Consider the following 26693-nt stretch of genomic DNA (forward strand, 5'->3'; position numbering starts at 1 on the left):
CCGGGCTCCGGACCGAGGGGTCAGCCGGCCCGGAGCCCGGTGGCTCGGTCGGACGGTCGCTTCAGGCAGTGACCGTGATCCGGAAGACCGGGTGGTCGGAGGCGGCGGCGGCCAGCTCCTCGTCGGTCGAGGTCGCGGTGACCCCCTGGAAGTACTGGTTGACCTCCCAGCCCCACTTGTCGAGGTAGCCGCGCAGCACGGCGACCTTCTGGTCGTCGGGCAGTTCGGCGGCGGTGAAACGGCGGACCTCGCGTCCGACCCGCAGTTCGCCGCCGCCGGCCACGCGCATGTTGCGCACCCACTGGGAGTGCCCGCGGGCGGAGACCAGGTACTGCTCGCCGTCGTGCCGGTAGGGGTTCACCGGGATGCGCTGCATGGCGCCGCTCTTCCTGCCGCGCACCGAGAGCTCCGCGCTGCCCATCAGACTGACGCCGTGCCGGGCCAGCCAGCCGACGATCGCATTGAAGCGTGCGGCCACGGGGCCGGCCTGGAAGTAGTAGGGGGTGGCGGGGGTGGTGCCGGGCGTGGGCTGCTGGTCGTCCTTGCGCATGAGGGACCCCTCCGGAGAAGTGAGAGCAGTGCTCTCGGTTGAGAACAGTGTGCGCTCCGCCGACCCCTAAAAGCAAGAGCGGTGCTCTCGTTTTGGAGCGCCGTTCTCGAACGTGTGCACTGCTCTCCTTCTGTGGCACACTCGGATCATGAGCGCGACAGAGGGAGTCCGGGCCCGTGCCCGACGGGAGATCACCGCGGCGATCAAGGACGAGGCGCGACGCCGGCTCGCCGACGAGGGGGCGGCCAAGCTCTCCCTGCGGGCGGTGGCCCGGGAACTGGGGATGGCCTCGTCGGCCGTCTACCGCTACTTCCCGAGCCGCGACGACCTCCTCACCGCCCTGATCATCGACGCCTACGACTCGCTCGGCGCCGCCGCGGAGGCCGCCGAGGCGAAAGCGGCCGCCGCCCCGGGTGCGGCGCCCGTCGACCGGTGGGTCGCGGTGTGCGAGGCGGTGCGCGCGTGGGCACTGGCCCACCCCCACGAGTACGCCCTCATCTACGGCACCCCCGTCCCCGGCTACCAGGCGCCCCAGACCACCGTGCCCGCCGCGGCACGGGTGGGGCTGCTCCTGATCGGCATCACCCGCGACGCCCACCGCGGTCCCTCCGGACTCTCGCGCACCCCCCTGCCGGAAGGGCTGCGCCCCGAGGCGGTGCGGATGACCGCGGACCTGGCACCCGACCTGCCGCCGGAGACGACGGTCGCGCTGGTCGCCGCCTGGGCGGAGCTGTTCGGCCTGATCGGCTTCGAACTCTTCGGCCAGTTCCACCGAGTCGTCGAGGACCGCGCCGCCTTCTTCCGCCACGCCGCCGCCCGCCTCGCCCACGAGACGGGAATCGCCTTCCCGGGAGCCACCCCGGACGCGTGAGGGGCGCTCCGCGACTTCGCGGCACGGTGCGGTCGCCCAGCCGGTCCGAAAATGCCCGGTACGGCGGCGTAGCGCGAAGACACACCGGTCTTCACTTCCAAAGACCGAGGGCCGCCCGGCGTGTGAAGCGGTGAGCGATCAGCCGCCGAGCAACTCCGCCTGGGCCTCTGTCTCAGCCGCCCACAGGCACTCCGCACCCCAGGCTTCCGGGTCGATCTCCTGAAGACGCTCGGTGAGCGCTTCGAGGGCCGCTGTCGCCGGGGAGGACGTCCGCTCGCGGAGTTCGACGAAGTCGCGGAAGGCCAGGAGCGAGGCGAGGAACCGCGGAATGCTCGTGTTGTACACGTGGACCCCGGTGCCTCGCTCACGATCGACGAGCAGTACGAAACCTGGCCGTGTCCGGTCCAGCACCACGGGATTGGCCGACCCGTCGGACCCGATCACCACGAACGGATCGGGGTCCTCGACAGGCACGTCAGGGAAGTCCCAGGTCTCCAGTGGGCAGGGCAGGCGCCGGTCGTCGAAAGCGAGAAACGGGGCCGCCTCTTCCGGGATGCCGACGTCTGCCAGGACGGCCACATCCCGTTCGGGTAGACGCAGCGTTTCGACCTCGCCACGGGTGTACCGCCTGAGTCTCCAGAAGTCGCCCTTCGGCCACTCGCGGCGAAACCGCTCCGGGTCGAACCGATCATCTCGCTGCACGGAGAGGAGTCTGGCCGCTCACGCCACCCGTGGCAACGCGAGACGTGGCTCCCGGTCCCGCCCCCCGAAGCGGGGCCAAGGTGTGGTTCGGCGCTATCCCACCCCGGAGGTCTCCCGCCACAGCGCAGCCGTGGCCGCGTCCCCCGTGACCGAGGGGATCGGCGCGCGGTTCCACAGGGCGGCGTACAACTGCGCCGCGGGCCCGGACAGTTCGCAGTCCGGGTCGGCGGACGCCGCGCCGTCCGGACCGTCTGCGCCGTCTGCGCCGTCCGTGCCCCGTACGGTCGCCGGCGGCTCCTGCGAGAGCCGTACCGTCCAGACCGCGTCCGCCACGTCGGTGGCCCGCACCCGCAGCAGTCTCGGCTCGGGGGAACGCACCCTGCTGGACCGGCGGCCGTGGAAGCCGCGCAGCAGTTCGTCGATCCCGTCCACCGCGAACTCGGGCGTGACGAGCGCCGGTTCGACACCGAGGGCGGCCTCGGCGTCCATCCGGTGCACCGCGGTCTCGTGTGCCTGGCGGCGGGCCCAGAAGGCCACCGGGGACGGGGCCCGCAGGAAGTGCCAGCAGTCGGTGGCCGGGTCGGCGGAGGCGAGGGTCCGCGTCAACTCGGCGTGCCCTTCCGCGAACCAGGCGAGCAGCTCGGAGCCGTCCAGCTCCGGGGGCTCCCCGATCGGCCGGGGCGAGGTGAGCCCGAGGGCCACGAAGGCCGTCGCCCACCGGTGCACCGCCCCCGTGTGGCGGACCAGGTCCCGCACCCGCCATCCCGGGCAGGTCGGCACCGGCGCGTCCGTCCCCGCCTCCTTCGCGGCCGCCGCCAGCGACTCGCCCTCCCGGCGCAGCATGTCGACGTGCTCCACGATCTCCATGTCCATCCCATGAGTTTGCCGGAGATCGGCTGTAGTGTGCAGCCATTACGTGCCTCGCCGTGGAGGGATGCGCAAGTGACGCATGTCGAAGACGAGTTGACCACCCAGCCCGAGTGCTGGCAGCGGGCGGCGGACGAGGCGCCCGGTCACCTGGCGGCGCTGCCGGCCCCGGGGGAGAGGGTCGCGATCGTGGGCTGCGGCACCTCCTGGTTCATGGCCCAGGCCGCCGCCGCCCTGCGCGAACAGGCCGGCCAGGGCGAGACCGACGCCTTCGCCGCCTCCGAGTTCCCGCACGGGCGCCGGTACGACCGCGTCCTGACCTTGACCCGCTCCGGCACCACCACCGAGGTGCTCGACCTGCTGGCCCGGCTGCGCGCCGACGGCGTGCCCACCACCGCGGTCACCGCCGATCCCGACACCCCCGTCATGGAGGCCGCCGACCGGGTCGTCGTCCTGGCGTACGCCGACGAACGGTCCGTGGTGCAGACCCGGTTCGCCACCACCGCGCTCACCCTGCTGCGCGCCCACCTCGGCCTGCACCCCGAGGAGGCGGTCGCCGACGCGCGGACCGCGCTCGCCACGCCGTTGCCCGAAGGGCTCGTGGACCGCACGCAGTTCACGTTCCTCGGCAAGGGCTGGACGGTCGGTCTCGCCAACGAGGCGGCGCTGAAGATGCGCGAGGCGTCGCTCTCGTGGACCGAGGCGTACCCGGCCATGGAGTACCGGCACGGCCCCATCAGCGTCTCCACCCACTCCACCGCCACCTGGATGCTCGGCGAGGCCCCGGCGGGCCTGGCCGAGCAGGTACGCGGCACCGGTGCGCTCTGGGTGGCGGAGGGGCTCGACCCGCTGGCCGAGCTGGTCCGCGCCCAGCGGCTGGCCGTCGCGGTCGCCGTCGCCCGCAGTCTCGACCCCGACAGCCCCCGCCACCTCACCCGCTCGGTGATCCTCGCCGACGCACCCGCCTGAACGACCCCGCCCGAACGCCCCGGCTCCACACCCGCCTCGCCGTCCGTAAGGAGAGCCGTGCCCCTGGTACCCGCAGGTGACCTGGTCGCGGAGGCCGCCGCCGTCCGCCGGGCCGTGGCCGCCTTCAACGTCATCACGCTGGAACACGTCGAGGCGGTGGTCGAGGGAGCCGACCGGGCCGGCTCCCCGGTGATCGTCCAGGTCAGCGAGAACGCCGTGGCGTTCCACCGCGGGCGGCTGCTGCCGCTGGCCCGGGCCGCCGCGGCGGCGGCCGCCGCGGCCCAGGTGCCGGTGGGACTGCACCTGGACCACGTCACCGACGACGCCCTGCTGGGGCAGGCGGCGGACGCCGGGTTCAGCTCCGTGATGTACGACGCCTCCCGGCTCCCGCACGCGGCGAACGTCGCCGCCACCCGCGCGGCGGCCCGACGGGCCCACGCGCGAGGACTGTGGGTGGAGGCCGAACTGGGTGAGGTGGGCGGCAAGGAGGGCGCGCCCGCGCTGGACGCCCACGCGCCCGGAGCCCGCACCGACCCCGCCGAGGCCCGCGCGTTCGTGGCCGAGTGCGGGGTGGACGCCCTGGCCGTCGCGATCGGCAGCGTCCACGCCATGACCACCCGGACCGCCGCCCTGGACCACGCCCTGCTGGCCCGGCTTGCCGAGGCGGTCGACGTGCCGCTCGTCCTGCACGGTTCCTCCGGCGTCCCCGACGGCGAACTGGCGGCGGCGGTCTCCGGAGGCATCGGCAAGGTCAACGTGGGGACCGCGCTCAACGTCGCCCTGACCGGCGCCGTGCGCGCCCACCTGGAGCGGCACCCCGAGCAGGTCGACCCGCGCCGCTACCTCGCCCCCGGGCGGGAGGCCATGGCCGCGACGGTGGTGCGCTACCTGGAAGTGATCACGGCGGACGGCGCCCGCGCGGACGCCGTGACGCCGGCCGCCGTCGCCCGGGACTGAGCGGCGGCCGGCCGCGGCCCCACCGGGACCGCGACGGAGGTCAGCCGCGGCGGACCGCCCGCAGCACCACGAACTTCGGGTCCGAGGCGACGAGTTCCGCGTTGCCGAACACCCGCCGGAGCTTCACGTGGTAGCCGAGGTGCCGGTTGCCGACGATCCACAGCTCGCCCCCGGGCCGCAGCACCCGCCGCGCGCCCTGGAACATCCGCCGGGCCACCGCGTCGGTGGTCGCCTGGTGGGAGTGGAACGGCGGATTGCTGAGCACCAGGTCGGCACTGTCCGCCGGGAGGCCCTCCAGCCCGTCGCCGACCCTGAACGAGGCTTCGCCGCCGGGCACGTTGGCCCGGTAGGTCTCCTCCGCGGAGGCCACCGCCTGGTACGACTCGTCGGTGAACAGTACCTCGGCCGTGGGATCGGCCAGCGCCACCGCCGTTCCGACCACGCCGTTGCCGCAGCCGAGGTCGACCACCCGCCCGAGACCCGGACCGGTCGGCAGGTGCTGGAGGAAGAAGCGGGTGCCGATGTCGAGCCGGTCCGCGCAGAAGACGCCCGCGTGGTTGACCACCGGGCGGCCCGCCACCAGGGCGGCGTCCTGCGGCAGGGCGTACCGCAGCGGCCACGGGTCCGTCCCCCGGTCCGCGGCGGGGGCGGGGGAGGCGAAGATCAGCCGCGCCTTCCGCTCGGCCAGCGAGGTGCGGGTGGGGCCGACGATCCGCTCGAACAGGTCGAGCGTCGAGGTGTGGATCTCCTTGACCATGCCGGTGCCCACCACCAGCGAGTCCTCGTGCAGGGCCGGCGCCAGCCGGTGCAACTGGTCCTCCAGCAGCGCCAGGCTCTTGGGTACCCGCACCAGCAGAACGTCGACACGCCGGGGCGGCTCGTCACGGGTCGTGAGCAGGGTGACGGCGTCCCCGGCCACGCCGTTGGCGGCCAGATTGGCGCGGGTGGCCTCGCGGGTCAGGAACGACTCGGTGATCTGGGTGACCGGAGCGCCGGCCCGGCCCGTGACCGCCCCCTCCCACGCGGCCCGCGCCGCCAGCGCCGTGGTCAGGGCCCCCCAGCGGTCGCCGACGACCACCACGGCCCCGCCCCCGGAGGGCGCGGCGTCCGCGAGGTGGCGCAGCAGGTACTCGTCGGAGGCGTCCCAGGCCCGCAGCCGGTCACGCGGGTCCCGGGGGAAGCGGGAGAGGGCGAGCTCGGCCCAGGGGGTGGTGAAGCGGTCGTTCATCGTGCGTCCAGGCTAGCCGAGCCGCCACGTCAGGCCGTCCGGCAGTCCGGCGGTCCACCGTCGGGGGATCATGAAAGACTCGGCGGCATGAACGGCAACGCGGACCCCCGCCCGGAGGGGGAGGGAACGACCCGGACCCGGCTGGACCGCGGGCGCGGCGCGCTCGGCCCGGCCCTGCAGCTCGTCCACACCGGGCGGGCCCCCACCCGCGCCGTGCTGACCTCGGAACTCGGGGTGACGCGGGCCACGGCCGGTGCCGTGGCAGCGGAGCTGGAGGCGCTGGGACTGATCGAGGTCGACGCCCACCCGGTCGCCGCCGCAGGATCGCAGGGCCGGCCCTCGCACCGGCTGCTGGTCGCCGAGCACGGCTCCGTCGTCCTCGCCGCACAGGTGCACGTCGACGGCTACCGCACCGCCCTGGTCGGCCTCGGCGGCCGGATCGTCGCCACCGCGCACAGCGCCCTGAAGGTCGAGGAGGACCCCGCGCAGCTGCTCTCCGTCGCCGTGGAGGCGGGTGCGCGCCTGCTGCGCGAGACGGGACGGCGGTGCGTCGGGGCCGGACTGGCCGTGCCCTTCGCGGTCACCGAGCCCGACGGCGTCGCGCTCAACCCGCTCCTGCTGGCCTGGCCCGCCGGATCCCCGGTGCGGGACGTCTTCGCCGAGTGCCTGCGGACCGCGGGCGTCGACGGCCCCGTCTTCGTCGGCAACGACATGAACCTCACGGCCCTCGCCGAGCACCGGCACGCGGCCGGCCGGGGCGCCGACCACCTGCTGTGCGTCGCCACCGGCCACCAGGGCGTCGGCGGCGCCCTGGTGCTGGACGGGCGGCTGCACACCGGCAGTTCGGGCCTCGCCCTGGAGGTCGGTCACCTCACCGTCGACCCGGGCGGGCGGCCCTGCCACTGCGGCAGCCGCGGCTGCCTCGACGTGGAGACCGATCCGCTGGCGTTCCTCGCCGCGCTCGGGCGGGAGCCGGGGCCCGAGGGGTCGCTGCTGCGGCAGGCGGAGGACCTGATCCGTGACGGCTACACGCACGACCCGGCCGTACGCGAGGCGGCGCGGGCACTCATCGACCGGCTCGGCATGGGACTGGCCGGACTGGTCAACATCCTCAACCCCGACCGCATCATCCTCGGCGGGCTGCACCGCGCCCTGCTCGAGGCCGACCCGGAGCGGCTGCACGCCGTGGTGGCCCGGCGCAGCCTGTGGGGACAGAGCGGCGCCGTCCCGCTGCAGAGCTGCACCCTGCCCTTCAACAGCCTGGTGGGGGCCGGCGAACTGGCCTGGCAGCCGGTGTTCGACGACCCCCTGGCGGTGCTGGAGGGCTGACGGCGGCTTCCGGAGCCGTCCGCGCGGGTCACTCGCGCGCCGGTGTGACGGTGTGTGCGAGCTGGATGCGTGAGTGCAGGCCGAGCTTGCGGTAGACGCGGGTGAGGGTCGCCTCGACCGTCTTGACGCTGACGGTGAGGGCGATCGCGATGTCGCGGTTGCTCGCTCCGGTGGCGGCCAGCTCGGCGCAGCGCTGTTCTGCGGAGGTGAGACGGGAGTGGGCCTCGCCGCCCACGCGGCCGGCTTCCAGCCGGCTGAGGGTGTGCGCGGCGGTCCGGGCCCAGGGGTGCGCCTGGTGGGCGGTGAAGAGGTCGGCGGCGCTTTGCGCGGCGGCACGGGCGCCGGCCCGGCGGCGCCCGCGCCGCTCGGTGTGGCTGAGCGCCAGCAGGGTCCTGCCACGTTCGAGGGGCAGATGGCGGAGGCGGTCGGCTGCGTCGGTGAGGCGCCGGCGCGCGGTGTCGTAGTCGCCGCGGGCGGCGTCCAGAAGCGCCTGGGCACGTTCGAGCGGAGGGAGGACCGTGTCCCGGCCGAGGCCGGTCGCGGTGCAGCGGGTGTCGTCCAGCAGGCTCTGCGCCTGGTCGAGGCGGCCGAGGGCGACGAGGGTCTCGGCGAGTTCGGGGTGCCAGCGCAGGACGGACGGGTCGCGGACCTGCTGGAGCTCCTCCAGGGCGCGGACCTCCTCCAGGGCCTCCAAGGCCTCCTTGAGACGGCCGGCGGACAGGAGGAGGTGACCGAGGGCGAAGAGGTTCCGGGAGAGGAAGACCTTGTTGTCCTCCCGCCGGGCGGTGTCGACTCCGCGGCGTGCGTGGACGAGGGCGACGTCGGTGCGCCCGGCGGTGCCTTCTACGAGGGCGGAGGTGTAGCAGGCCGGTGCGGGCGACAGGGCGGTCGCGTCGGTCAGCGCCTGGGCACGGTGGGCGTGGTCGAGCGCCCTGGAGCACCGTCCCGTGCGGAGTTCGGCCTCGGCGAGGCTGCGCAGGATGTCCACGTGCGCCTCGGCGTCTCCCGTGCGCTCGGCCTCGACGAGCAGGGGAAGCAGCGCGGCGCGGGCCTCGTCCGGGCGGTCGTCGAAGAGGGTGTGCCGGGCGGCGAGGTGCTGCGGCGTCCCGTTGACCGGGATCGGGGCGGTGCGTGGCAGGGACAGGGCGCGGCTGAGCGTGGTCTCGGCTTCCGGGTGGCCGAGGATGCGCTGGAAGCGGGCCTGCATCGTGAGGGCCATGACGGTGGTGGTGGTGTCGTCGGCGGCCTCCGCGAGGGCGGTGGCCCGGCCGGCCAGGGCACACGCCCGGTGGGGGTCGCCTCCGTTGACGTTGGCCCAGATGGACTGGCGGATGACGATCCGCGCGGTGAGGCCGGGGTGTCCGGCTGCCGCGTGGAGTGCGTCGGCGAACACCTCGTCCGCGCCGTGCAGGTCCTGGCCGCTCGCGTCGATCAGGGCGATGAGCGCGTCGACGCGCTGGGCGGGAGTGGTGTCGTGGCCCAGGACGAGGCGGGCGGCGGCCCGGCCGCGGGCGAGGTCGCCGCAGTGGGCGGCGTCGCGTACGGCGGTCAGGGCCCGTTCGGTGAGCAGCTCGCCGTCGTCGTGCGGGGTGCGCTCGGCGGCGAGGAGGGACAGCTCGGCCGCGAGCTGGTGTTCCCCGCGCAGCCGCGCGCGTCCGGCGGCGAGGGCGGCGTGGTGGGCGGCCCGGCGGGCCGACCGCGGGTCGGCGGCGTCGGCCGCCAGCACGGTGTGCAGGTCGCGGCGGCCGCTGTCACGGCCGGCCTCGGCCAGGCGGGCGTGCAGGAGCCGGCGCGCGTGGCCCGGCTGCCGGGCCACGAGTTCGGCGCCGATCGCGGAGGCGGTGAACCGCACCGTCCCCGGCTCCCCGAGGTCGACGAGTCCGGCTGCCTCGGCCTCGGCCAGGAGACTTTCGGCCGCCGGACCGGCGAGATCGCTCAGCAGCTCGAGGCCGGGCCGGTCGTCGAGCGCGGCGAAGGTCAGCAGTTCCTGTACCTCCTCCGACACGGTTCCCAGCCATTCGCCCACCAACTGCCGGGCCGGGGGTGGGAGAACCGGGTCGTCCCCGGCGTACGACACGACCGGCGCCGCGGTGGCGTGGCCGCGCGCCTGGGCGAGTGCCAGGGCCAGCGCCGGGTTCCCGCCGCTGTGGGCATGGATGCGCGTGACCTCGTCGGGGCCGAGCCGGTACGAGGACAGCAGAGTCCCGACCTGCGGGGCCGTCAGCGGAGGGACGCGCACCGCGGACGCGTCCTCCCCGCACCAGTGACCCGCGGCCCCCGGGCGCCAGGTGCGCTCGGCCACGACGACGGGAAGGTCCGGGGCCAGGCGCAGCGCCCAGCCCAGGACGGCCACGCTGGCCGCGTCCAGCCACTGGGCGTTGTCCACCACCAGCGTCATGGGTGGTACCTCCCGCAGCAGAGCGGCGGTCCGGTGGCGCAGCCGCAGGGCCGAACCGCCGTCGTCCGGGGGGCTCGGCCGGTCGGCGGCCTCGTCGAGTCCCGCCGTCAGCTCCCGTGCGGCAGGCAGTTCCCGCAGGGCCAGCGCGAGTTCGAGCAGCCCGGCACAGGGAACCTCGGCGTCCTGCGGGCGCGGGGCCAGCCGCAGGACGGGCAGCCCCAGCCGTCGCCCGAGGGCCCCGGCCGCGGTGGTCTTGCCGCTGCCGGGCGGCCCGAACAGGACCAGCCGGCGGTTGCCGTGCACGTCTTCCGGAACCACCGGCACCACGTGATGGGCCTCGGGAGACGCGCCCGCCCACGTCGCAGAGTCTGACATCGGGCCATGGTGCGCCCGCCGGGCTTCTCCGGTCCAGGACAAGGGATCGCCCTGATGTCGGCCGCCCCCCGCGTCCCTAGCCTCAGGGCCACAGCCGAGCCAACTGCTGCCGAACGCCCCCCGCACCCCAGATGACGTCCTGTGGCATTTCCCCGACGAGGCTCGGCGGGAGGATTGCGATGAACCGCAAGAAGACCGTGGCCGCCGGTGTCGCGGCAGCCCTCGCCCTGGGCTCCCTGACCGTGGTGGCCACCCAGTCCACCGCGGCCGCCGGTGCCCCCGCCGCCCGGCCCGACGCCGGGTTCGAGGCGATGACGGCCGACGCGCGCGGCGAGGCGATACGCACGGCCGACCGGAGCGCGGCCGCGACCGCCCGCGAACTCGGCCTGGGCCCCGACGAGCGCCTGGTGGCCAAGGACGTGCTGACCGACGCCGACGGCACCCGGCACGTGCGCTACGACCGCACCTACAGAGGCCTGCCGGTGATCGGCGGCGACCTGGTGGTGCACCTCGCCGAGGACGGCACGATGACCGGCTCGGACCTGGCGCACCAGGGCGCGATCCGGCTCGCCGGCACCACGCCGAAGCTGACGGCGGCCGCCGCCTCCGCCAAGGCCGTGAAGCACGCCAAGCACGTGAAGAACGCCAAGGCCGGCAGCAAGGACAGCACCCTGGTGGTGTACGCGGCCGGCAAGTTCCCCGTCCTCGCCTACCGTTCGACCGTCACCGGTGAGGGAGAGACCGGCCCGGCCTCGCGGGAGGCGGTGATCGTTGACGCGTCCAGCGGCGCGCCGCTGGACCAGTACGAGCTGCACCAGAGCGTCACGGGAACCGGTAACGGCGTCACCGTCGGCCAGGTGTCCATCGAGACCACCCAGTCCGGCAGCGGCTACACCCTGACCGACGCCGCGCACGGCGGCACGATCATCTACGACTCGTACAACAGCCCGCAGTCGAACCCGAAGCAGAACGCCCGGACCTTCTCCAGGACCACCAACTCCTGGGGCAACGGCACCAACTCCAGCCGCGAGAGCGCCGCCGTGGACGCCTCCTACGGCCTGGCGAAGACCTGGGACTACTTCAAGAACACCTTCAACCGCTCCGGCATCCGCAACGACGGCCGCGGCGCCCCGGCGTACGTCCACGTGGACACCAACCTGGTGAACGCCTTCTACGACGACAACTGCTTCTGCATGTTCTTCGGCGACGGCTCCTCCCAGAACAGCAACACCCCGCTCACCGCGCTCGACGTGGCCGGCCACGAGATGACCCACGGCGTCACCGCCGCCACCGCGAACCTCAACTACTCCGGCGAGTCCGGCGGTCTGAACGAAGCCACCAGCGACATCTTCGGCACCATGGTCGAGTTCTACGCCGGCAACGCCGGCGACCCGGGCGACTACTACATCGGCGAAAAGGCCAACATGTCCAGCGGCTACCTGCGCCGCATGGACAACCCCGCCGCCGACGGGAACTCGCTGTCCTGCTGGAACTCCGGGGCCGGCTCGGTGGACGTCCACTACTCCTCCGGCATCGGCAACCACTTCTTCTACCTGGCCGCCGAAGGCACCGGAGCGAAGACCGTCGGCGGACGCTCGCACAACGGCACCACCTGCAACAACGACACCTTCGCGGGCATCGGCAAGGACAAGGCCGCCGCCGTCTGGTACCGGGCGCTCAGCGCCTACATGACCTCCACCACCAACTACGCCGGCGCCCGCACCGCCACCCTGCAGGCCGCCGCCGACCTGTACGGCGCCAACTCCCAGGAGCGGTACCTCCTCTCCAAGGCCTGGGCAGCCGTCAGCGTAGGCACCGCACTGCCCGACCCCGGCACCGGCACGGGCACCCCCACCCCCTCGCCGTCCACCACGCCCCCGAGCGGGAACGCACTGATCAACGGCGGCTTCGAGCAGGGCACCGGCGGCTGGACCCAGAGCGACAACATCATCACCAACTCGGCGCTGCAGGCCGCGCGCGGCGGGTCCTGGTACGCCTGGATGATGGGCTACGGCACCTCCGCGGTCGAGTCCCTGTCCCAGTCGAACATCGCGGTGCCCTCCACCGGCGCCCCGAAGCTCACCCTCTGGCTGAAGGTCAGCACCCAGGAGTCCGGCTCCACCGCCTACGACACCCTCAAGGCCAAGGTCGACGGCACCACCTTGGCCACCTGGTCCAACGCCGACGCGAGCTCCGGGTACGTGCAGAAGACCGTCGACCTGTCCGCCTACAAGGGCCGGACGGTGAAGCTGGAATTCGCCGGCACCGAGGACGCCTATCTGTCGACCGTCTTCCTGGTCGACGAGATCGCCATCGGCTGACCCGACCGGCTCCCCACCGGCGCCCCTGCGGCCGGAGCCCCGAGCAGGGCTCCGGCCGCAGGGGCCACCGCGGCTTCGCGGTGCACGACGAGCAACGGAGCCGACCTGCCGGACACGGTCCGCCCTGGCCGCCCTCGGGATCAGACCGGAAGGGCGGTCAGGCGCTTGCCGTGGAGGCAGAACACGCCGTCCTCGGCCGTGGTGACGAACCACTCGTCCAGCTCGCCGGAGCCGTCGTTGTACGTCCAGAGGTAGTCGCCGGTCCGGGCGTCCAGCGCGTACACGCCGCCGCGGGGGTCGAGTTCGGTGGCCGCGTACAGGACGTCGCCGGCCAGCGCGAAGTGCCACGGGCTGGTCGCCTCCCGCTCCGAGAGGCCGGTGTTCTCCCAGACGACGTCGCCGGTCGCCGGGTCCAGGGCGAACAGCTTGCGGTTGGTGTCCGAGACGTACAGGACGCCGTCCAGCAGGGTCGGGCCGACGAACTTGGTGAACTCCTCCGCAGCCAGCGTCCACCGCTCCTTGCCGTTCTCGACGTCGAAGGCCCGCAGCCTGCCGCCGTCCGCGAGCATCACCACACCCTGCGCCAGGCCGAACCGCTGGTAGTTGTACTCGCCGACCTTGTGCGTCCACACCTGCTGCCCCGTGGCGGTGTCCCGCACCGTGACGTTCTTCCGGTAGTCGGTGTAGACCAGGTGCCGCCCCTGGACGGCGGCGATGATGCCGTGCTCCTCCGTGCCGGCGTCGCGCCGCTCCTTCCACACCGGCCGGCCCGAGGCGGTGTCGATCGCCGCGATCACGTTCCGGCGGGTGAGCTCACCGTCCTCCACCACCTCGGCGATCACGTACACCTGGGTGTCGTCCACGGCGACCACCCGGGGGTCGCCGTAGTCGCCGCCCAGGCGGCTGCGCCAGGTCTCCTTGCCGGTGGCCGGGTCGATGCCGACGACATCGCCGTCGTACTGCCCGCTCGCCAGGTACAGGGTGCCGTCGCCCAGCAGCATCTGCGCGCCCGGTACGGTCAGTTCCTCGCGGGACCAGAGCTCCTTGCCGGTGGCCGCGTCGTAGCCCTTGAGCGGGTCGCCGGTGGCTATGACCACGCCGTCCGCCACCACCAGCGCCTGCACCACGCCCATGGCCTGCGCGGTGGTCTCCGCCTGCCAGCGGGGCTCCGGGGCGCCGTCGCCCGGGCGGTCCTTGCCCTTGCCGTTGCCCTTGCCCGCGTCCCCGGAGGGCTTCGCCGAGCCGCCGCCCGACGTGCCGCCCTCGTCCTCGGCACGGCAGCCGGTGGCCGCCCCGCCGAGCGCGGCCAGGGCGAGACCGCCGCCGGCGAGACGCAGCAGACCGCGGCGCGAGGGCGCCGAGGCGCGGAAGCCGGACACCGCGGGGCGGCCGTGAGGATGCTCGTTCATGTTCCCCGTTTCCTTCGTGCGCAGGAAGGCCCGCCGTGAGGAGACCACGGCGGATCACGGGGAACAGTAGAGGTGGCACGCCGGATCGCCGGTGCCGGATACCCGATCGGGACAGGGCCGTGGCAAACGTGCCGGACCTGTCACGCGCCGCCGACCCGGCGGAGGGCGGGCGGCGCCTGCGCACGCCGCCCGCCCACCGGGTCACCGCCGGGTCAGCCGGGAACGGCCGAACGGGCGGGAGCGGGGGAGGGGGTGACGACGACCTCGACCAGGGCCGGCTCCGGCTCCGTCAGGGGCGGCGTTCCGGGGGGCACGACGTCGACCAGGGTCGGCTGCGGGAGCGGATCCCGGGGGACGTCGTCCGCGGCGGGGAGGGTGAACCAGACGACCTTGCCGGAATCGCCGTCCGGGCGCGCGCCCCAGCTCTCGCTGAGCGCGGCGATCATCGCCAGGCCCCGGCCGCAGGTGGCCAGCGACTCGGCCAGGGAGTCGGCGTCCCCCACCACCGGGAGCTGGGGATCGTGGTCGTGCACCGAGACGGTGAGCCGGTCGAGCAGGAGCTCGAGCCGCACGGTGCAGGTCTTGTCCGGCCGGGCGTGCCGGTGGACGTTGGTCAGCAGTTCGGTGACACCGAGCGAGGCCCGCTCGATGAGGGAGTCCAGATGCCAGTAGCGCAATTGTGCCGAGACGATTCTGCGGACCTGTCCGATCCGCGACGGCAGGGCCTGGAGCTCCACCGCGCAGTGTCTGCTCGGGTGACTGATCACGGCTGCAACTCCCCGACGTAGAGGTCCGGAAGATGGCGACGACCGGGTGTCAGCGTAGTCGCCGGTAAACCCAGAGTGACGTGAGAACAGCGTGACCCAGCGCTCGCACCGCCGCAACTCGCGGCATCCCGCTGGGCCGGCGCGCGCCCTGGCGGAGGGCGATCGGGCCTGTTCAGTGGGGTCGGGCGGCCAGACGCACCGTCCTCGCCAAGCGTGCCGCCGGGGACTCGGCGCCCTCCGGCCGCGGCTTCGCGTGCTTCTCGGCGAGCCCGTGGTCGGCGTCCTCGTCACGGAGCGTCAGGATGTAGCGGGCGCCGCCCAGCTCCAGCAGGACGCGGTCGGCCCGCCCGAACCTCATCCGCAGCAGCCGGGCCTTCCTCGCGGGCGCCGAGGCGAGGACCCTCCCTCCGCTGCTGAGCAGCTCGACCAGCCCGCCCCGCACCCGCACCTGGCCGGCGCGGGTCAGCGAGCGCAGGCCCCGCTCGATCCGCACGCCCGTCGCGGTGAACTCGTCCTGGCCCCCCGGCTGTTCCGCCTCGTCGGGCCCTGCCGGGAGGAACTCCTCCGTGGCGGTGAACTCCGGCTCCGGCATGGTGACGCCCCACCCTTCGCGCTTGTCCGCTGCGTCCCGTTGCACCCCCTACGAGCAGTCTGCCCGGACATGGGGCCGGACGCCAGAGCCCCGGGAGGACCGGGGCGCGGCGCGCGCGGCACGCCGGCCGGGTCAGGACCGGCGGTTGTGCGCCCCCTGTCCCCGGCGCGCTCCCAAGGCCGTGCTTGAGGACTCCAAAGGTGCGTTTATGCAGGTGAGAAGCGTGAGTCAGATGTCTATGATCGGGGCTCCCGGCGCTGCCGGGCCGTTCGAGGAGAGCTCCCATGCCCAGCCCCGCCCCCCTTTCCGGCGCCGACGCCACGCTGGACGTCGACCGCAGCGACGTGACCTACCGCGCCTGGCTGAAGGAGGCGGTGCGCCGGGTCCAGGCCGACGCCAACCGGTCCGCCGACACCCACCTGCTGCGCTTCCCGCTGCCCGAGCAGTGGAACATCGACCTCTACCTCAAGGACGAGTCGACCCATCCCACCGGCAGCCTCAAGCACCGGCTCGCCCGCTCGCTCTTCCTGTACGGCCTGTGCAACGGGTGGATCCGCCCCGGCCGCCCGGTGATCGAGGCGTCCAGCGGTTCCACCGCCGTCTCGGAGGCCTACTTCGCGGGGCTCATCGGCGTGCCCTTCATCGCGGTGATGCCGCGTACCACCAGTGCTGAGAAGTGCCGGCTCATCGAGTTCCACGGGGGTCGCTGCCACTTCGTGGACGACCCGCGCCGCATGTACGAGGAGGCCGCGCGCCTCGCGGCGGACTCGGGCGGCCACTACATGGACCAGTTCACCTACGCGGAGCGCGCCACCGACTGGCGGGGCAACAACAACATCGCCGAATCGATCTTCCGCCAGCTGGAGCTCGAGCGCTTCCCGGTGCCCGCCTGGATCGTCGCCACCGCCGGCACCGGCGGCACCTCGGCGACGCTGGCCCGCTACGTGCACTACATGCAGTACGACACGCGGATCTGCGTCGCGGACCCGGAGAACTCGGTGTTCTTCGACGGCTGGACGACCGGTGAGCCCGAGCCGGTCTGCGAGGGCGGCTCCCGCATCGAGGGGATCGGGCGCCCCCGCATGGAACCCAGCTTCGTGCCCGGCGCGGTGGACCGGATGATGAAGGTGCCGGACGCGGCGAGCGTGGCCGCGGTGCGCGCGCTGGAGCGGGTCATCGGCCGCAAGGCGGGCGGCTCCACCGGCACGGGACTGTGGAGCGCCCTCAAGATCGTCGCGGAGATGGTGGCCGCGGGACGCTCGGGCAGCGTGGTGACGCTGCTCTGCGACCCCGGTGACCGCTACCTCGACAAGTACTACTCGGACGCCTGGCTGGCCGAGCAGGGGCTGGAGATCGGCCCGTACACGCAGGTGCTGGAACGGGTGATCAGCACGGGTGTCTGGCCGCAGTGAGCGGCCGGGACGGCCGGGCGCCTCAGCCCGCGCGGGGTGCCCGGTAGGTCTCCGCCGCGCCCTCCTGCGGCGCGGCGTCCTCCTCCCCGGCCACCACCAGCCGCAGCGGCAGCTCGGACAGCTCGGCGCGGGTGACCGCGGGCAGCCCGGCGTCGGTCACCAGGACGTCCACCTCGGACAGCGAGGCGAAGGAACTCAGTCCCACCGTCCCCCACTTGGTGTGGTCGGCGACCACCACGACGCGCCGGGCTGAGGCCACCAGCCGCCGGTTGGTCTCCGCCTCGGCGAGGTTCGGGGTGGACAGCCCCGCCTCCACCGAGATGCCGTGCACGCCGAGGAACAGCAGGTCGAAGTGGAGCGCGGCTATCGCCCGGTCGGCCACCGGGCCGACCAGGGAGTCGGAGGGCGTGCGCACGCCGCCGGTGAGCACCACGGTCGGCCCGGTGGCCTCCGCCCCGTCCACGGCGCCGCCGGTGTGCAGCACGTCGGCCACCCGCACCGAGTTGGTGACCACCGTCAGGTCCGGCACCCCGGCCAGCACCCGGGCCAGCGCGTAGGTGGTCGTGCCCCCGGAGAGCGCCACCGCGGAGCCCGGGGTCACCAGCGAGGCGGCCGCGCGGGCGATCTCCTCCTTGGCGGCGGGCTCCCGGCCGGTCTTCTCCTCGAAGCCCGGCTCGTGCCCGGTGGGCTCCGTGCCCTCCACGGGCACCGCGCCGCCGTGCACCTTCTCCAGCGCGCCCAGGCGGGCCAGCGCGTCCAGGTCACGGCGCACCGTCATGTCGGACACGCCGAGCCGCTGGGTCAGCTCGTTCACCCGCACCCCGCCGCGGCGCCGGACCTCGTCCAGGATCAGCGCCCGCCGTTGCTCCGCGAGGAGGTTCTGCCGCTCAGCCACCTCTACCCCTCGTCCCTTCTCCCGCGCGGCCGCTCCCGCGCCCCCGGCCGCACCCCTCGGGCGCTGTGACCAGGCGTTTCCCGCGCCGGCACCGGGCCCGGCGACATTCCATCCTCGCACGACACGCCGAAGCACGGTCAGACGACCGACTGCGCCGCCGGATCACCGCACTCACCCGATCGGGGGGAGATTCGGTCACGAAGGGTTGAGGCGGTGCGGGAACGGAGATCCCACGGGCGGAGCACCGCATCACATGTTCGAATGTCGCGGGCCGGGAGGGCACGCCGGACACCGCGGCCACCACACGTCACCGGGGGAGCAGCAGTGGTATCTCGACAGGCGACGCAGAGCACGCCGGCGCCGCGGGCACAGAACCCGCCGGCGGACGGAGCCACCCTGGAACTGCTCGTGCACGGCGTGGGCGGCACCACCCCGGCGGAGATGCTCGACGACCCGCGGACGGTCCGCGTCACGGGCGACGGCACCGCGGCGGTGTTCCGGCGCGCCGACGACGTGGACGCCGAACGCGCCGCCCGGACCGGCGCGACCGCCCCCGCGGGCGACGCCACGGCCCCCGTCCAGGAGGCCTACGTCTGGTGCAACCTCACCTCCGGCAACGGCAGCCGCGCGCTGTGGCTGCTGCTGCTCCCCTTCATGGTCGTCAACCTGGCCCACTGGATGCGTCCCGCCGCCCACGGACTCGGCCGCGCCGTCCGCCTCCACGGGACACTGGTGCGGCTCGCCGGGCTGAGTCTCACCGTGCTGCTGGTCGCCGCCGCCTGCGAGGTCGCCCTCGACCTGACCGCCTGGCAGTGCGCCGGCACGCCCGCCTGCGCGACCGCCCACTCCTGGCTCGGCTTCCTCACCGACGGCTGGTGGAGCGCCCCGGGCCGCCGCCTGGCCCTGGCCGCCGTGGTGCCCACCGCACTCACCGTGCTGCTCTGGTACCTCTCGCACCGCACCTGGAGCGAGTACGAGTCCCAGCAGCCGCCGGCCGCCGCCGAGCCCCCGGAGGGCGCCGAGGCCACACCGCTGGGGCGGCCCGGGTTCTGGTACGGCCGCCGCCTGGTCGCCCGGCTGCGCGCCGCCCACACCGCGGCCGCGCTGCTCACGGTCGCCGCGGCGGTCACCGCGGCCGCGGCCCGCCACGACCGCGGCGCGGGCGGCCCCGCCCTGCTCGACCTGCTCGGCCGGCTGCTGGAGACCACCCTGGGCGTCGCCGGCCTCGCCCTGGTGGCCGTGGTGTGCCGCCGTGGCCGCAGCGAGCACCGGATCGACCACGGCCTCGACGCCCGTCTCCAGCGGGTGCTGCCGCTCGGCGCCGCCGCCCTGCTGGTCCTGGCCCTGGTGTACGCCTCCTGGTCACGGCCCGGCTGGCGATCGGCCGGACTGCTGGCCGGGGACGCGGTCTTCGGGGCGATCTGCCTCGCCCAAGGACTGCTGGTGGTGGCCCTGGCCGCCGTGGCCCGCACCCTGCACCGCTCCCGCCCCGACCCGCGCGCCGCCCTGCGCGGACTCGCGGGTCCGGCGGTCGCCCTGCTGGCCTGCGCGCTCGGCGGGGTGATGTCCGGCGGCGTCGCCCAGCGGGTCGCCGACTGGCTCGACGGCCGCAGCGGCACCCTCGCCGGCCCGCCCGTGGTGCTGACCTGGCAGGCCTCCGTCATCCCGCTGCTGCCCGTCGTGGTCCTGGTGCTGCTGGCCGTCCTCGGCCACCGGGCCTGGCGCTCCGTGCGCGGCGAGATCCCCGCGGTGCTGCGCGACCACCCCGGCGAGCCGCACGACCCCGTGTGGGTGCGCCGGGTGGCCCGGGTCCGTGCGCTGGCCGCACTGACCGACCGGGCCCCGCTGATCGTCGGCGTCGTCGCCGCCGTCACCTTCCTGCTCGGGGCCGGCGCGCTGGCCGGCGCCCTCGGCACCGGCCGGGCGCCCGCCGACGCGGCACAGGGCGCGCCCGCCCCCGTGGAAGGGCTCGCCGAGGTGGCCCAGGCCATCGGGTCCTGGCTGATCGGTCTGGGCTTCATACTCTTCGTCACCTTCGGCCGCCGGGCCTACCGGGACGCGTCCGCCCGCCGCACCATCGGCATCCTGTGGGACGTCGGCACCTTCTGGCCGCGCGCCGCCCATCCCTTCGCCCCGCCCTGCTACGCCGAGCGGGCCGTGCCCGACCTGACCTGGCGGATGGCGACCTGGACCGCCGCCACCGGCGGCCGGCTGGTGCTCTCCGGGCATTCGCAGGGCAGCGTGCTGGCCGCGGCGGCCGCCTGGCAGCTGCCCGCCCCGGTACGGGCCCGGGTCGCGCTGCTCACCTACGGCTCCCCGCTGGAGCGCCTGTACGGGCGCTGGTTCCCCGCCCACTTCGGCCCCGAGGCGCTCGGCCGTCTGCACCAGGAGGTCGACTGCTGGCGCAACCTGCACCGCCGTACCGACCCGATCGGCGGCCCCGTCCTGGTGGGCGAGGGTGGCACGGGTGGCACGAAGGACACGGCGGACGCGGCGCACACGACGGATGCCACGGCGGGCGGGGCCGGCCACGTGGGCCGCCCGCCGTGCGCGCCGGTCGACCGGGAGGCGCTCAAGGATCCGCTCTCCCTCGGCCGGACGGCCGAGCATCCGCTGCCCTCGCCCATCCTCGGCCACGGGGACTACCAGGCCGACCCCGTGTTCGCCGAGGAACGCGCCGCGCTGCTCGCCCGGTTGCCGCACGCTCTGCCCGCGCCCCGCGACGGGGGCGACGGGCAGGACGCGCCGGCGGGGACGCCCGTCAGTCCAGCGCCGGGAGATCCTCCGGGTGGAGCAGGCTGAGTTCCTCGGTGCTCGGGTCGGGGAGCTGCGCCACCCGGCCCGCGTGCCGTTCCACCATCGCCTCGAAGGTCTGGCGGGCGGTGCGGCCGTTGCCGAACGCGGGTCCCTTGGGGATCTCCGCGAAGTACTTCAGCAACGCCTCGTCCGTGCCGTCCGCCAGCCGGTACTCGTGCTCCTCGGCCTGCTGCTCCACGATCCGCAGCAGCTCGCCGGGCCCGTAGTCGCCGAACCTGATGGTCCGCGAGAAGCGGGACGCCACACCGGGGTTGACGGACAGGAAGCGCTCCATCTCCTCCGTGTAGCCCGCGACGATCACCACCACCGCCTCGCGGTGGTCCTCCATCAGCTTCACCAGGGTGTCGATCGCCTCGCGGCCGAAGTCCCGGCCCGAGTCCTCCGGAGAGAGGGCGTACGCCTCGTCGATGAACAGCACACCGCCCCTGGCCCGGTCGAAGGCCTCCTGGGTGCGGATCGCCGTGGAACCGATGTGCTCGCCGACCAGGTCGACCCGGGACACCTCGATCAGGTGCCCCTTCTCCAGCACGCCCAGCGAGGCCAGGATCTCTCCGTACAGCCGCGCCACCGTCGTCTTGCCCGTGCCGGGGGAGCCGGTGAAGACCAGGTGACGGCGCGCCGACGCCGCCTTGAGGCCCGCCTCCCTGCGTCGCCGGCCCACCTCGATCATGTCGGTGAGCGCCCGGACCTCGCGCTTGACGCTCTCCAGTCCGACCAGCGCGTCGAGGGCGCCCAGCACCTCCTGCGCGGCCCGCGCCGGCGTGCCGCCGCCCGCCTCGTCCGCCGGACCGGCCGGAGCCCCGGCTCTCGGCGCCGGCACGGAACCCAGCAGCCCGCCCGTGCTCGCCTGCGCCGGAGCGGTCAGCACCGCGCCGTGGCCGGAGGCGGACCCCTGCCCGAGGGAGGAACCGGCGCCGACGCTCTCGTCGCCGGTGCAGTCCTCCACGTCGGGTCCCCCGGCGCCGCCCGACCCGGCCTCCGCGAACTCGTAACCGCCGCGCGCGCACCGCTCGGTGCGGCACTTGCGCAAGGTGGTGCGGCAGCCGTCCAGCACATGGAAGCCGTAGCCGCCGCTGCCGGTCACCTTGCAGCCGACGAAGGTGCCCCGGCCGCCCGCCGACACGTAGAACCCCGCCTCGGCCGGCCCGTCGACGGTGCACCGCTCCACCGTCGGGTCCGCGCCCTTGGTGACGATGACGCCCGTCTGGTTGCCGCTCAGCGAGCAGTTGGCGAGCGTGCCCCCGCTGCCGTGGTCGCGGAACCAGGCGCCGGTGGCGGCGTCCCGGATGCGGCAGTCGTCCAGCTGCGCGGTCGCGCCGTCGCTGACCGACACCGCCGTGTTGCGGACCTGGCTCAGGTCGCTGTCCACCACGTCCGCCCGCGAACCGCGGTCCAGCACGAACAGCGCGTCCGGCACGTCGTGCACCCGGCAGGAGTCCAGCACCGCCGTCGCGCCGTCGCTCACCCAGACCGCCGGGTAGTCACCGGTCGAGTCGAAGATCTCGCACTGGTGGGCGTCGACCCGGGTCCCCGGGTCCCACACCGACAGCCCGTTGCGCCCGAACTGCCGGACGGTGGTGCGGGTGAGCGTCAGCACCGAACGCGAGCGCAGGTCCATCGCGTTCTCGGGGATGTCGTGGATCCGGCAGTCGGCCAGTGTGAGGACGGCGTCGGTGTCCATGGTGACGCCGTCCCCGGCCGTGCGGTGCACGTCGCAGTCGGTGAGCTGACCGGTGGCCCGGCCGGTGATCTGCACCCCGCTGCCGCGCACCTCGTAGATCTCGCAGCCGATCGCCTCCACGAAGGAGTTCTCCCCGGTGGCGCTCAGGCCCGCCCCGGCGGCGTGGTGCACCCTGCAGCGCTCCAGCCGGGGCCGCGCCCCGCCGTGCACTGCCACGCCCGCCTGCCCGGCCGCGGTCACCTCGCACTCCTCGAAGAGCCCGCCCGCGTCGTCGGTGACGGCGATGCCCACGCCCGCCGGGTTGTCGACCGAGCAGCGGCGCACCGTGGGGCGCGCGGAGCCGCGGACCTCGATGCCGGACGCCGAGCGGGTCATCACGCGGATGTCGGAGATCTCCGGGGTGCCCTCCTCGACCAGCAGCGCCGGAGCCGAGGAGTCCTGCCCCTCCAGGTGCAGTCCCTGCACCACGGCGGACCCGCGCACCGTCAGCGGCACACCGTCGGCGGGCGCGATGCGCACGGCCCCCGGCTGTCCCTCGGGCCCCCGGAGCGTCACCGCCCGCTGGACGAGGAGGTTCTCCCGGTAGGTGCCGGGGGAGACGGTGAGCACGTCCCCGTCGCCCGCGGCCTCCAGGGCCGAGGCGAGCGAGGAGTACTCTCCCGTGCGGCGCCGCCACCGCGACGTGCCGGTGTGCGTCACCTGGACCGTGCCCTGTGCCATGGTGCTTTTCTGTCCCCACCTCGTCGTACACGGGATGTAGCGGATTGGGCCGAACGGGTCGGCCCGACCACCGTAGCGCGCGCGTCGACGGTGGGTTGCCCGGTGAACGATCGTGATCAGCTTCCGGTACCGGCCCTGCCCCAGTCGGGTCCGGCCCGCTCCCACGCCCGGTCGAGCCGCTCGAAGCGAAGCCGCATCAGGTGACGAAGGGTCATGCGACGGGCTCCCTCGGCGATCGCCGTGGTCAGCAGGGCCGCGCCGACGCCGGCCAGACCGGCCTGGAGCGTCAGGTCGCCGGTGTCGAGGGGACGGCCGGCGGGCCGTCCCCGGGTGTCGGTCCACAGCGTGAAGTGCCGCCCTGGGGCCGGGGCCCGCAGGCTCGTCCAGGTGTGCGCGCGCCGTGGGGTGCCGTCGGGCGCGGTCCAGGCGGCGAACACGCGCTGCCGGTTGCCGCGCTCCGCGGCACGGCCGGTCGTCGCGGGAAGCTGCACGGAGGCCGCCGGGTCCTTCAGGACGGTGGCCGTCACGCGGTGCCGCGCGGCGTGCTGTTGACGGGCCGTACGGCTGAGCGAGTCGTGCGCCGCGGAGCCCGCGAGCACACCGGCGAGCGGCGCGGCGACCGCGATCAGCAGCAGGGCGGCCAGCGCCGCCCACGCCTCCAGCAGATCGGTCGTGCGCCGCAGCGGATTGTGCCGCCACCGCCAGATCCCACGCATCGCTCCCACCGCGTCCCCCCGTCTTCCTTCTCCGTGATAGCCCTCCCGCCGACCGGTTACGCGCCGAACGCCGGCAAAGAGAGCGACCTCACCCTTTCGGTACATCGGCCCCGTGACCGTCCGCACCCCGGCGCCCTGCGACCGTCCGCCCCCGGTACCGGGAGCGTGGGGGCCGGGGACCCGGTCACTCCAGGACCGTGACCGGGTCCCCGACCCGCACGACGCCCGTGGTCAGGGGCACCAGGTACTGGCCGAACACCAGTTGCGAGCCGAAGCGGCGGACGCGGTCGAGGGTGAGCAGCGGCTCCCGTCCACGGCGGGCGGTCTCCTGGTCGGTGGTGGTCACCACGCACCGCCCGCACGTCCGGGCGACGCGGAGGTGGACGCCGCCGACGGCCAGGCGGTTCCATCCGTCCTCGGCCCAGGCCTCGAAGCCGTCCACCACCAGGTTGGGGCGGAAGCGGTTCATCGGCAGCGGGCCCTCCCCGGGGTGGTCGCCCCGCGCCACCTCCGCGTTGAGCGCCTCGAGCGAGGCGAGGGTGGTCACCAGCAGGGGGTAGCCGTCCGCGAAGGAGACGGTCTCGCCGGGCAGGGCGTACTCGGGGTCGACCGGACGGACGACCGCCGGGTCGTCCATGTGCAGCAGGCGCACGGAGGCGTCCAGATAGGCGCCGCACCAGGCGTGCGCCGCCTTCTCGGCGAGCACTCCCCGCACCCGGGCGCCGAAGACGTCCACCTCCGCCGCCCCGGAGGCCGCCGGGTCGGGGACGGGAACCGTCAGCGGCTCCATGCCGGGCGCGGACAGACGGACGCCGCCGGGCAGGAGCTCGGCGGCGGCCAGGGCCAGACGGGGATGCCGGCGCCGGGTGACGACCTTTCCTCCGTCGTCGACCAGGGCCCAGCGCCGGTCCCCCTCCGGCCCCCAGGGCTCGATCAAGGCCTCCCGGAGAGCGTGTCCCCGGAAGGCCTTGACCGGATGTACGTGAATCGAATGAACTTCCGCTTTCCCCATGCGGTCATCGTGCCATCAGGCCCGGACCGCCCTCCCGGTTCAGTACCCGCGGTACTCCTGCTGGCCGTACTGCGGCTGGTAGGAGACCGGCGCCTGCTGGCCGTACTGCGGGGTGTAAGGGGCCTGCTGCCCGTACGGGGCCTGCTGCGCCGGAGTCGGGGCGGGGCGCGGAGCGGCCGGACGCATCGCCTCGTACCCGGTGCCGGCGTGCGGCGCGGGACGGGGCTGCTGCTGCGTCGGGTAGCCGCGCGGTCCGGCCGCCTGCTGCGGGATGTACGGGGCAGGGACCGGCGAGGGCGCCGGAGGCAGCGCGGCCTGGGCGGCGGGGAGCGCCGGGTGTGCCTGCGGGTATCCGTAGGACGGCGCGGGCGGCTGAGGGGCCGGCGGCTGGTAGGACGGGCCCGACGGCAGGGCGGGCAGAGCCGGCAGGTGGCTGCCGCCGGTGCCGTAGGAGGAGTGGGTGGTGTACGACGGCGTGTCGTACATCGGCGGCACCCGGATGGGCGCGATCTGAGGGGTACCCCGCTCGGCGACCAGGGAGTCGTAGATCGGGGTGTCCGGGAACGCGGCTGAGGAATAGCCGCCGCCGTAAGGGGAGCGGGGGGAGGTCATACCCATAAGTTAAGCCCACGATGTGGTCGTTGGGGAGACAGATAAGAAGGTTGTTTTCCGTGTCGGCGGTGATGTTGGATACCCAATCCGAGCGAATTTGGCAAAAAGGGGCTTCCTGTCCATCGCGAATCGTGTATGAGGGCCGGTATCGGACACATTACCCACGGTTAACTTCCGTCACGGGAGCGTTCCCTGGGGGCGTTACGGGGGATTTGTGGCAGCCCGTCAGGCGTCCTGGCCGCTGGCGCCTGTTCGGCCGTTCGGAGCCCTCCGCGAACGGGTGACGGAAAGGGGCTCGGGGCGGCCGTAGGTGCGCCCCTTCCACGCCGCGCCCCGCCCCCGATGGTGGCGCACCGCGGAATCCACCGTCATCAGCGTGTAGAGCGACGCGGTGAACGGCAGCAGCACCGCCGCCCAGGGCGGCTGCCGGTGGTACCGCACCATCGGCAGATAACTCGCCGCCATCAGCAGCCAGGCGGCGCCCCCGCAGACCGCCGCGGCCGGCACACCCGCCAGCAGACCGGCCGCCAGGGCCGCCGGCGGCGCCAGGTAGACCAGGCACAGGCCCACCGCCGTGCCCGCCAGGAGCGCGGGGTTGTGGCGCAGTTGGGCGTAGGCGCTGCGCGCCACCATCCGCCACAGGTCCCGCAGCCGGGGGTACGGGCGCACGCTGACCACGCCGTCGGCCAGCCCGAGCCAGATCCGCGCTCCGGGGGAGCGCCCCTTCACCGCGCCCGCCAGCGCCACGTCGTCGATCACCGCGCCCCGGATCGACTCCGGGATCCCCGCCTCCTCGGCGGCCGAGGCGCGCAGCAGGACGCAGCCCCCGGCGGCCGCGGCGGTCCGGCACTCCGGCCGCGCCACCCGGCGGAAGGGGTAGAGCTGCGCGAAGAAGTACACGAAGGCCGGCACCACCAGACGCTCCCAGGCGCCCGCCACCCGCAGTCGTGCCATCAGCGACACCATGTCGAAGCCGCCGGTGACCGCGGCGGCGACCAGGGAACGCAGGCTGTCCGGTGCGTGCGCGATGTCCGCGTCGGTCAGCAGCACGAACTCGGGGGAGCCGGCGCGCGCCACGGCGAGCCCGTGCCGCACCGCCCACAGCTTGCCGGTCCAGCCGTCCGGTGGCTCGCCGGGCGAGGCGACGGTCAGCGGCAGACCTCCGTGGCGGCGGGCCAGCTCCCGGGCCAGGTCGCCGGTGCCGTCGGTGCTGCCGTCGTCCACCAGCACCACCAAGGCCTCGCCCGGATAGTCCTGGGCCAGCAGCGACGGCAGGCTGAGCGGGAGCACGTCCGCCTCGTCGCGGGCCGGGACGACGACCGCCACCCTCGGCCACGCCGCCGGCTCACGCCGCTCGGGGAGCCGCACGTCGGTGCGCCAGAAACGCCCGTGCCCGAGCAGCAGCCAGAGCCAGACGGCGAGGGACACGGCGGAGATCCACACCACGACGCTCATCGCCGCAGTCTGCATCACGGAACCGGGCGCTCCACGCT

The 26693-nt window shown here is 74.3% G+C and carries 21 protein-coding genes; 7 read left to right on the plus strand and 14 right to left on the minus strand.

Features of this window, described 5'->3' with window-relative positions; genetic code table 11:
• Positions 1 to 61: 61 nt before the first annotated feature.
• The gene (locus tag ABT026_RS27740; protein WP_351117896.1) at positions 62 to 550 is read right to left on the minus strand and encodes a nitroreductase family deazaflavin-dependent oxidoreductase; all 489 of its coding nucleotides are present in this window, start codon (positions 548 to 550) and stop codon (positions 62 to 64) included.
• 148 nt (positions 551 to 698) lie between these two features.
• On the opposite strand from ABT026_RS27740, the gene ABT026_RS27745 reads away from it, so the two are divergent.
• The gene (locus ABT026_RS27745) at positions 699 to 1421 is read left to right on the plus strand and encodes a TetR/AcrR family transcriptional regulator (RefSeq protein WP_351117897.1); all 723 of its coding nucleotides are present in this window, start codon (positions 699 to 701) and stop codon (positions 1419 to 1421) included.
• A 138-nt stretch (positions 1422 to 1559) separates the two neighbouring features.
• On the opposite strand, the gene ABT026_RS27750 is transcribed toward ABT026_RS27745, so the two are convergent.
• Both ABT026_RS27750 and ABT026_RS27755 read right to left on the minus strand, forming a co-directional pair.
• Complete coding sequence (locus ABT026_RS27750) at positions 1560 to 2123, minus strand: SUKH-4 family immunity protein (RefSeq protein WP_351117898.1); 564 nt, start codon at positions 2121 to 2123, stop codon at positions 1560 to 1562.
• A gap of 93 nt (positions 2124 to 2216) precedes the next feature.
• The gene (locus ABT026_RS27755) at positions 2217 to 2990 is read right to left on the minus strand and encodes a maleylpyruvate isomerase family mycothiol-dependent enzyme (RefSeq protein ID WP_351117931.1); all 774 of its coding nucleotides are present in this window, start codon (positions 2988 to 2990) and stop codon (positions 2217 to 2219) included.
• Between the two features lie 75 nt (positions 2991 to 3065).
• Between ABT026_RS27755 and ABT026_RS27760 the strand changes: the two genes are divergently transcribed.
• Complete coding sequence (locus ABT026_RS27760; RefSeq protein ID WP_351117899.1) at positions 3066 to 3959, plus strand: SIS domain-containing protein; 894 nt, start codon at positions 3066 to 3068, stop codon at positions 3957 to 3959.
• Positions 3960 to 4016: 57 nt separating this feature from the next.
• Complete coding sequence (locus ABT026_RS27765) at positions 4017 to 4916, plus strand: class II fructose-bisphosphate aldolase (protein WP_351117900.1); 900 nt, start codon at positions 4017 to 4019, stop codon at positions 4914 to 4916.
• Between the two features lie 40 nt (positions 4917 to 4956).
• Here ABT026_RS27765 and ABT026_RS27770 read toward each other — a convergent pair whose 3' ends face one another.
• Positions 4957 to 6144, minus strand: coding sequence for a methyltransferase (locus ABT026_RS27770; protein ID WP_351117901.1), 1188 nt, complete (start codon positions 6142 to 6144; stop codon positions 4957 to 4959).
• Between the two features lie 87 nt (positions 6145 to 6231).
• Between ABT026_RS27770 and ABT026_RS27775 the strand changes: the two genes are divergently transcribed.
• Positions 6232 to 7473 (plus strand): ROK family protein, encoded by a 1242-nt coding sequence (locus ABT026_RS27775; RefSeq protein WP_351117902.1) that lies wholly within the window; start codon positions 6232 to 6234, stop codon positions 7471 to 7473.
• Positions 7474 to 7501: 28 nt separating this feature from the next.
• Here the strand turns inward: ABT026_RS27775 and ABT026_RS27780 are convergent, their stop codons facing one another.
• A complete protein-coding gene (locus ABT026_RS27780) occupies positions 7502 to 10246 on the minus strand; it encodes a helix-turn-helix transcriptional regulator (RefSeq protein WP_351117903.1) in 2745 nt (914 codons plus the stop codon).
• 179 nt (positions 10247 to 10425) lie between these two features.
• On the opposite strand from ABT026_RS27780, the gene ABT026_RS27785 reads away from it, so the two are divergent.
• The gene (locus ABT026_RS27785; protein ID WP_351117904.1) at positions 10426 to 12567 is read left to right on the plus strand and encodes a M4 family metallopeptidase; all 2142 of its coding nucleotides are present in this window, start codon (positions 10426 to 10428) and stop codon (positions 12565 to 12567) included.
• Positions 12568 to 12707: 140 nt separating this feature from the next.
• On the opposite strand, the gene ABT026_RS27790 is transcribed toward ABT026_RS27785, so the two are convergent.
• The 3 genes from ABT026_RS27790 to ABT026_RS27800 all read right to left on the minus strand — a co-directional run bounded on the left by ABT026_RS27790 (position 12708) and on the right by ABT026_RS27800 (position 15335).
• Positions 12708 to 13976, minus strand: coding sequence for an outer membrane protein assembly factor BamB family protein (locus ABT026_RS27790; RefSeq protein ID WP_351117905.1), 1269 nt, complete (start codon positions 13974 to 13976; stop codon positions 12708 to 12710).
• A 212-nt stretch (positions 13977 to 14188) separates the two neighbouring features.
• Entirely contained in the window at positions 14189 to 14743 is a 555-nt protein-coding gene (locus ABT026_RS27795) for an ATP-binding protein (RefSeq protein WP_351117906.1), read from the minus strand.
• A 172-nt stretch (positions 14744 to 14915) separates the two neighbouring features.
• On the minus strand, positions 14916 to 15335 hold the full coding sequence (locus ABT026_RS27800) for a hypothetical protein (protein WP_351117907.1): 420 nt from the start codon (positions 15333 to 15335) through the stop codon (positions 14916 to 14918).
• Between the two features lie 284 nt (positions 15336 to 15619).
• Between ABT026_RS27800 and cds1 the strand changes: the two genes are divergently transcribed.
• A complete protein-coding gene (gene cds1, locus ABT026_RS27805) occupies positions 15620 to 16747 on the plus strand; it encodes an L-cysteine desulfhydrase Cds1 (RefSeq protein ID WP_351117908.1) in 1128 nt (375 codons plus the stop codon).
• A gap of 22 nt (positions 16748 to 16769) precedes the next feature.
• On the opposite strand, the gene ABT026_RS27810 is transcribed toward cds1, so the two are convergent.
• A complete protein-coding gene (locus ABT026_RS27810) occupies positions 16770 to 17642 on the minus strand; it encodes a DeoR/GlpR family DNA-binding transcription regulator (RefSeq protein ID WP_351117909.1) in 873 nt (290 codons plus the stop codon).
• 261 nt (positions 17643 to 17903) lie between these two features.
• On the opposite strand from ABT026_RS27810, the gene ABT026_RS27815 reads away from it, so the two are divergent.
• Positions 17904 to 20444, plus strand: a complete 2541-nt coding sequence (locus ABT026_RS27815; RefSeq protein ID WP_502968065.1) for a hypothetical protein — start codon at positions 17904 to 17906, stop codon at positions 20442 to 20444.
• Here ABT026_RS27815 and ABT026_RS27820 read toward each other — a convergent pair.
• The 5 genes from ABT026_RS27820 to ABT026_RS27840 form a co-directional block, all read right to left on the minus strand.
• Positions 20404 to 22860 carry a right-handed parallel beta-helix repeat-containing protein gene (locus tag ABT026_RS27820; protein WP_351117910.1) on the minus strand — a complete coding sequence of 819 codons (2457 nt, stop codon included), beginning with the start codon at positions 22858 to 22860 and terminating at the stop codon, positions 20404 to 20406. The genes ABT026_RS27815 and ABT026_RS27820 overlap by 41 nt on opposite strands.
• Positions 22861 to 22976: 116 nt before the next feature.
• The gene (locus ABT026_RS27825; RefSeq protein WP_502968066.1) at positions 22977 to 23576 is read right to left on the minus strand and encodes an Rv1733c family protein; all 600 of its coding nucleotides are present in this window, start codon (positions 23574 to 23576) and stop codon (positions 22977 to 22979) included.
• Positions 23577 to 23760: 184 nt separating this feature from the next.
• Positions 23761 to 24588, minus strand: a complete 828-nt coding sequence (locus tag ABT026_RS27830) for an MOSC domain-containing protein (RefSeq protein ID WP_351117912.1) — start codon at positions 24586 to 24588, stop codon at positions 23761 to 23763.
• A 39-nt stretch (positions 24589 to 24627) separates the two neighbouring features.
• The gene (locus tag ABT026_RS27835; protein WP_351117913.1) at positions 24628 to 25200 is read right to left on the minus strand and encodes a DUF6643 family protein; all 573 of its coding nucleotides are present in this window, start codon (positions 25198 to 25200) and stop codon (positions 24628 to 24630) included.
• Positions 25201 to 25425: 225 nt separating this feature from the next.
• Positions 25426 to 26655: a glycosyltransferase gene (locus ABT026_RS27840; RefSeq protein ID WP_351117914.1), complete on the minus strand. Its 1230-nt coding sequence runs from the start codon at positions 26653 to 26655 to the stop codon at positions 25426 to 25428.
• Positions 26656 to 26693 lie beyond the last annotated feature (38 nt).

Source organism: Streptomyces sp. NPDC002734 (assembly GCF_040295685.1).
GTDB lineage: Bacteria > Actinomycetota > Actinomycetes > Streptomycetales > Streptomycetaceae > Streptomyces.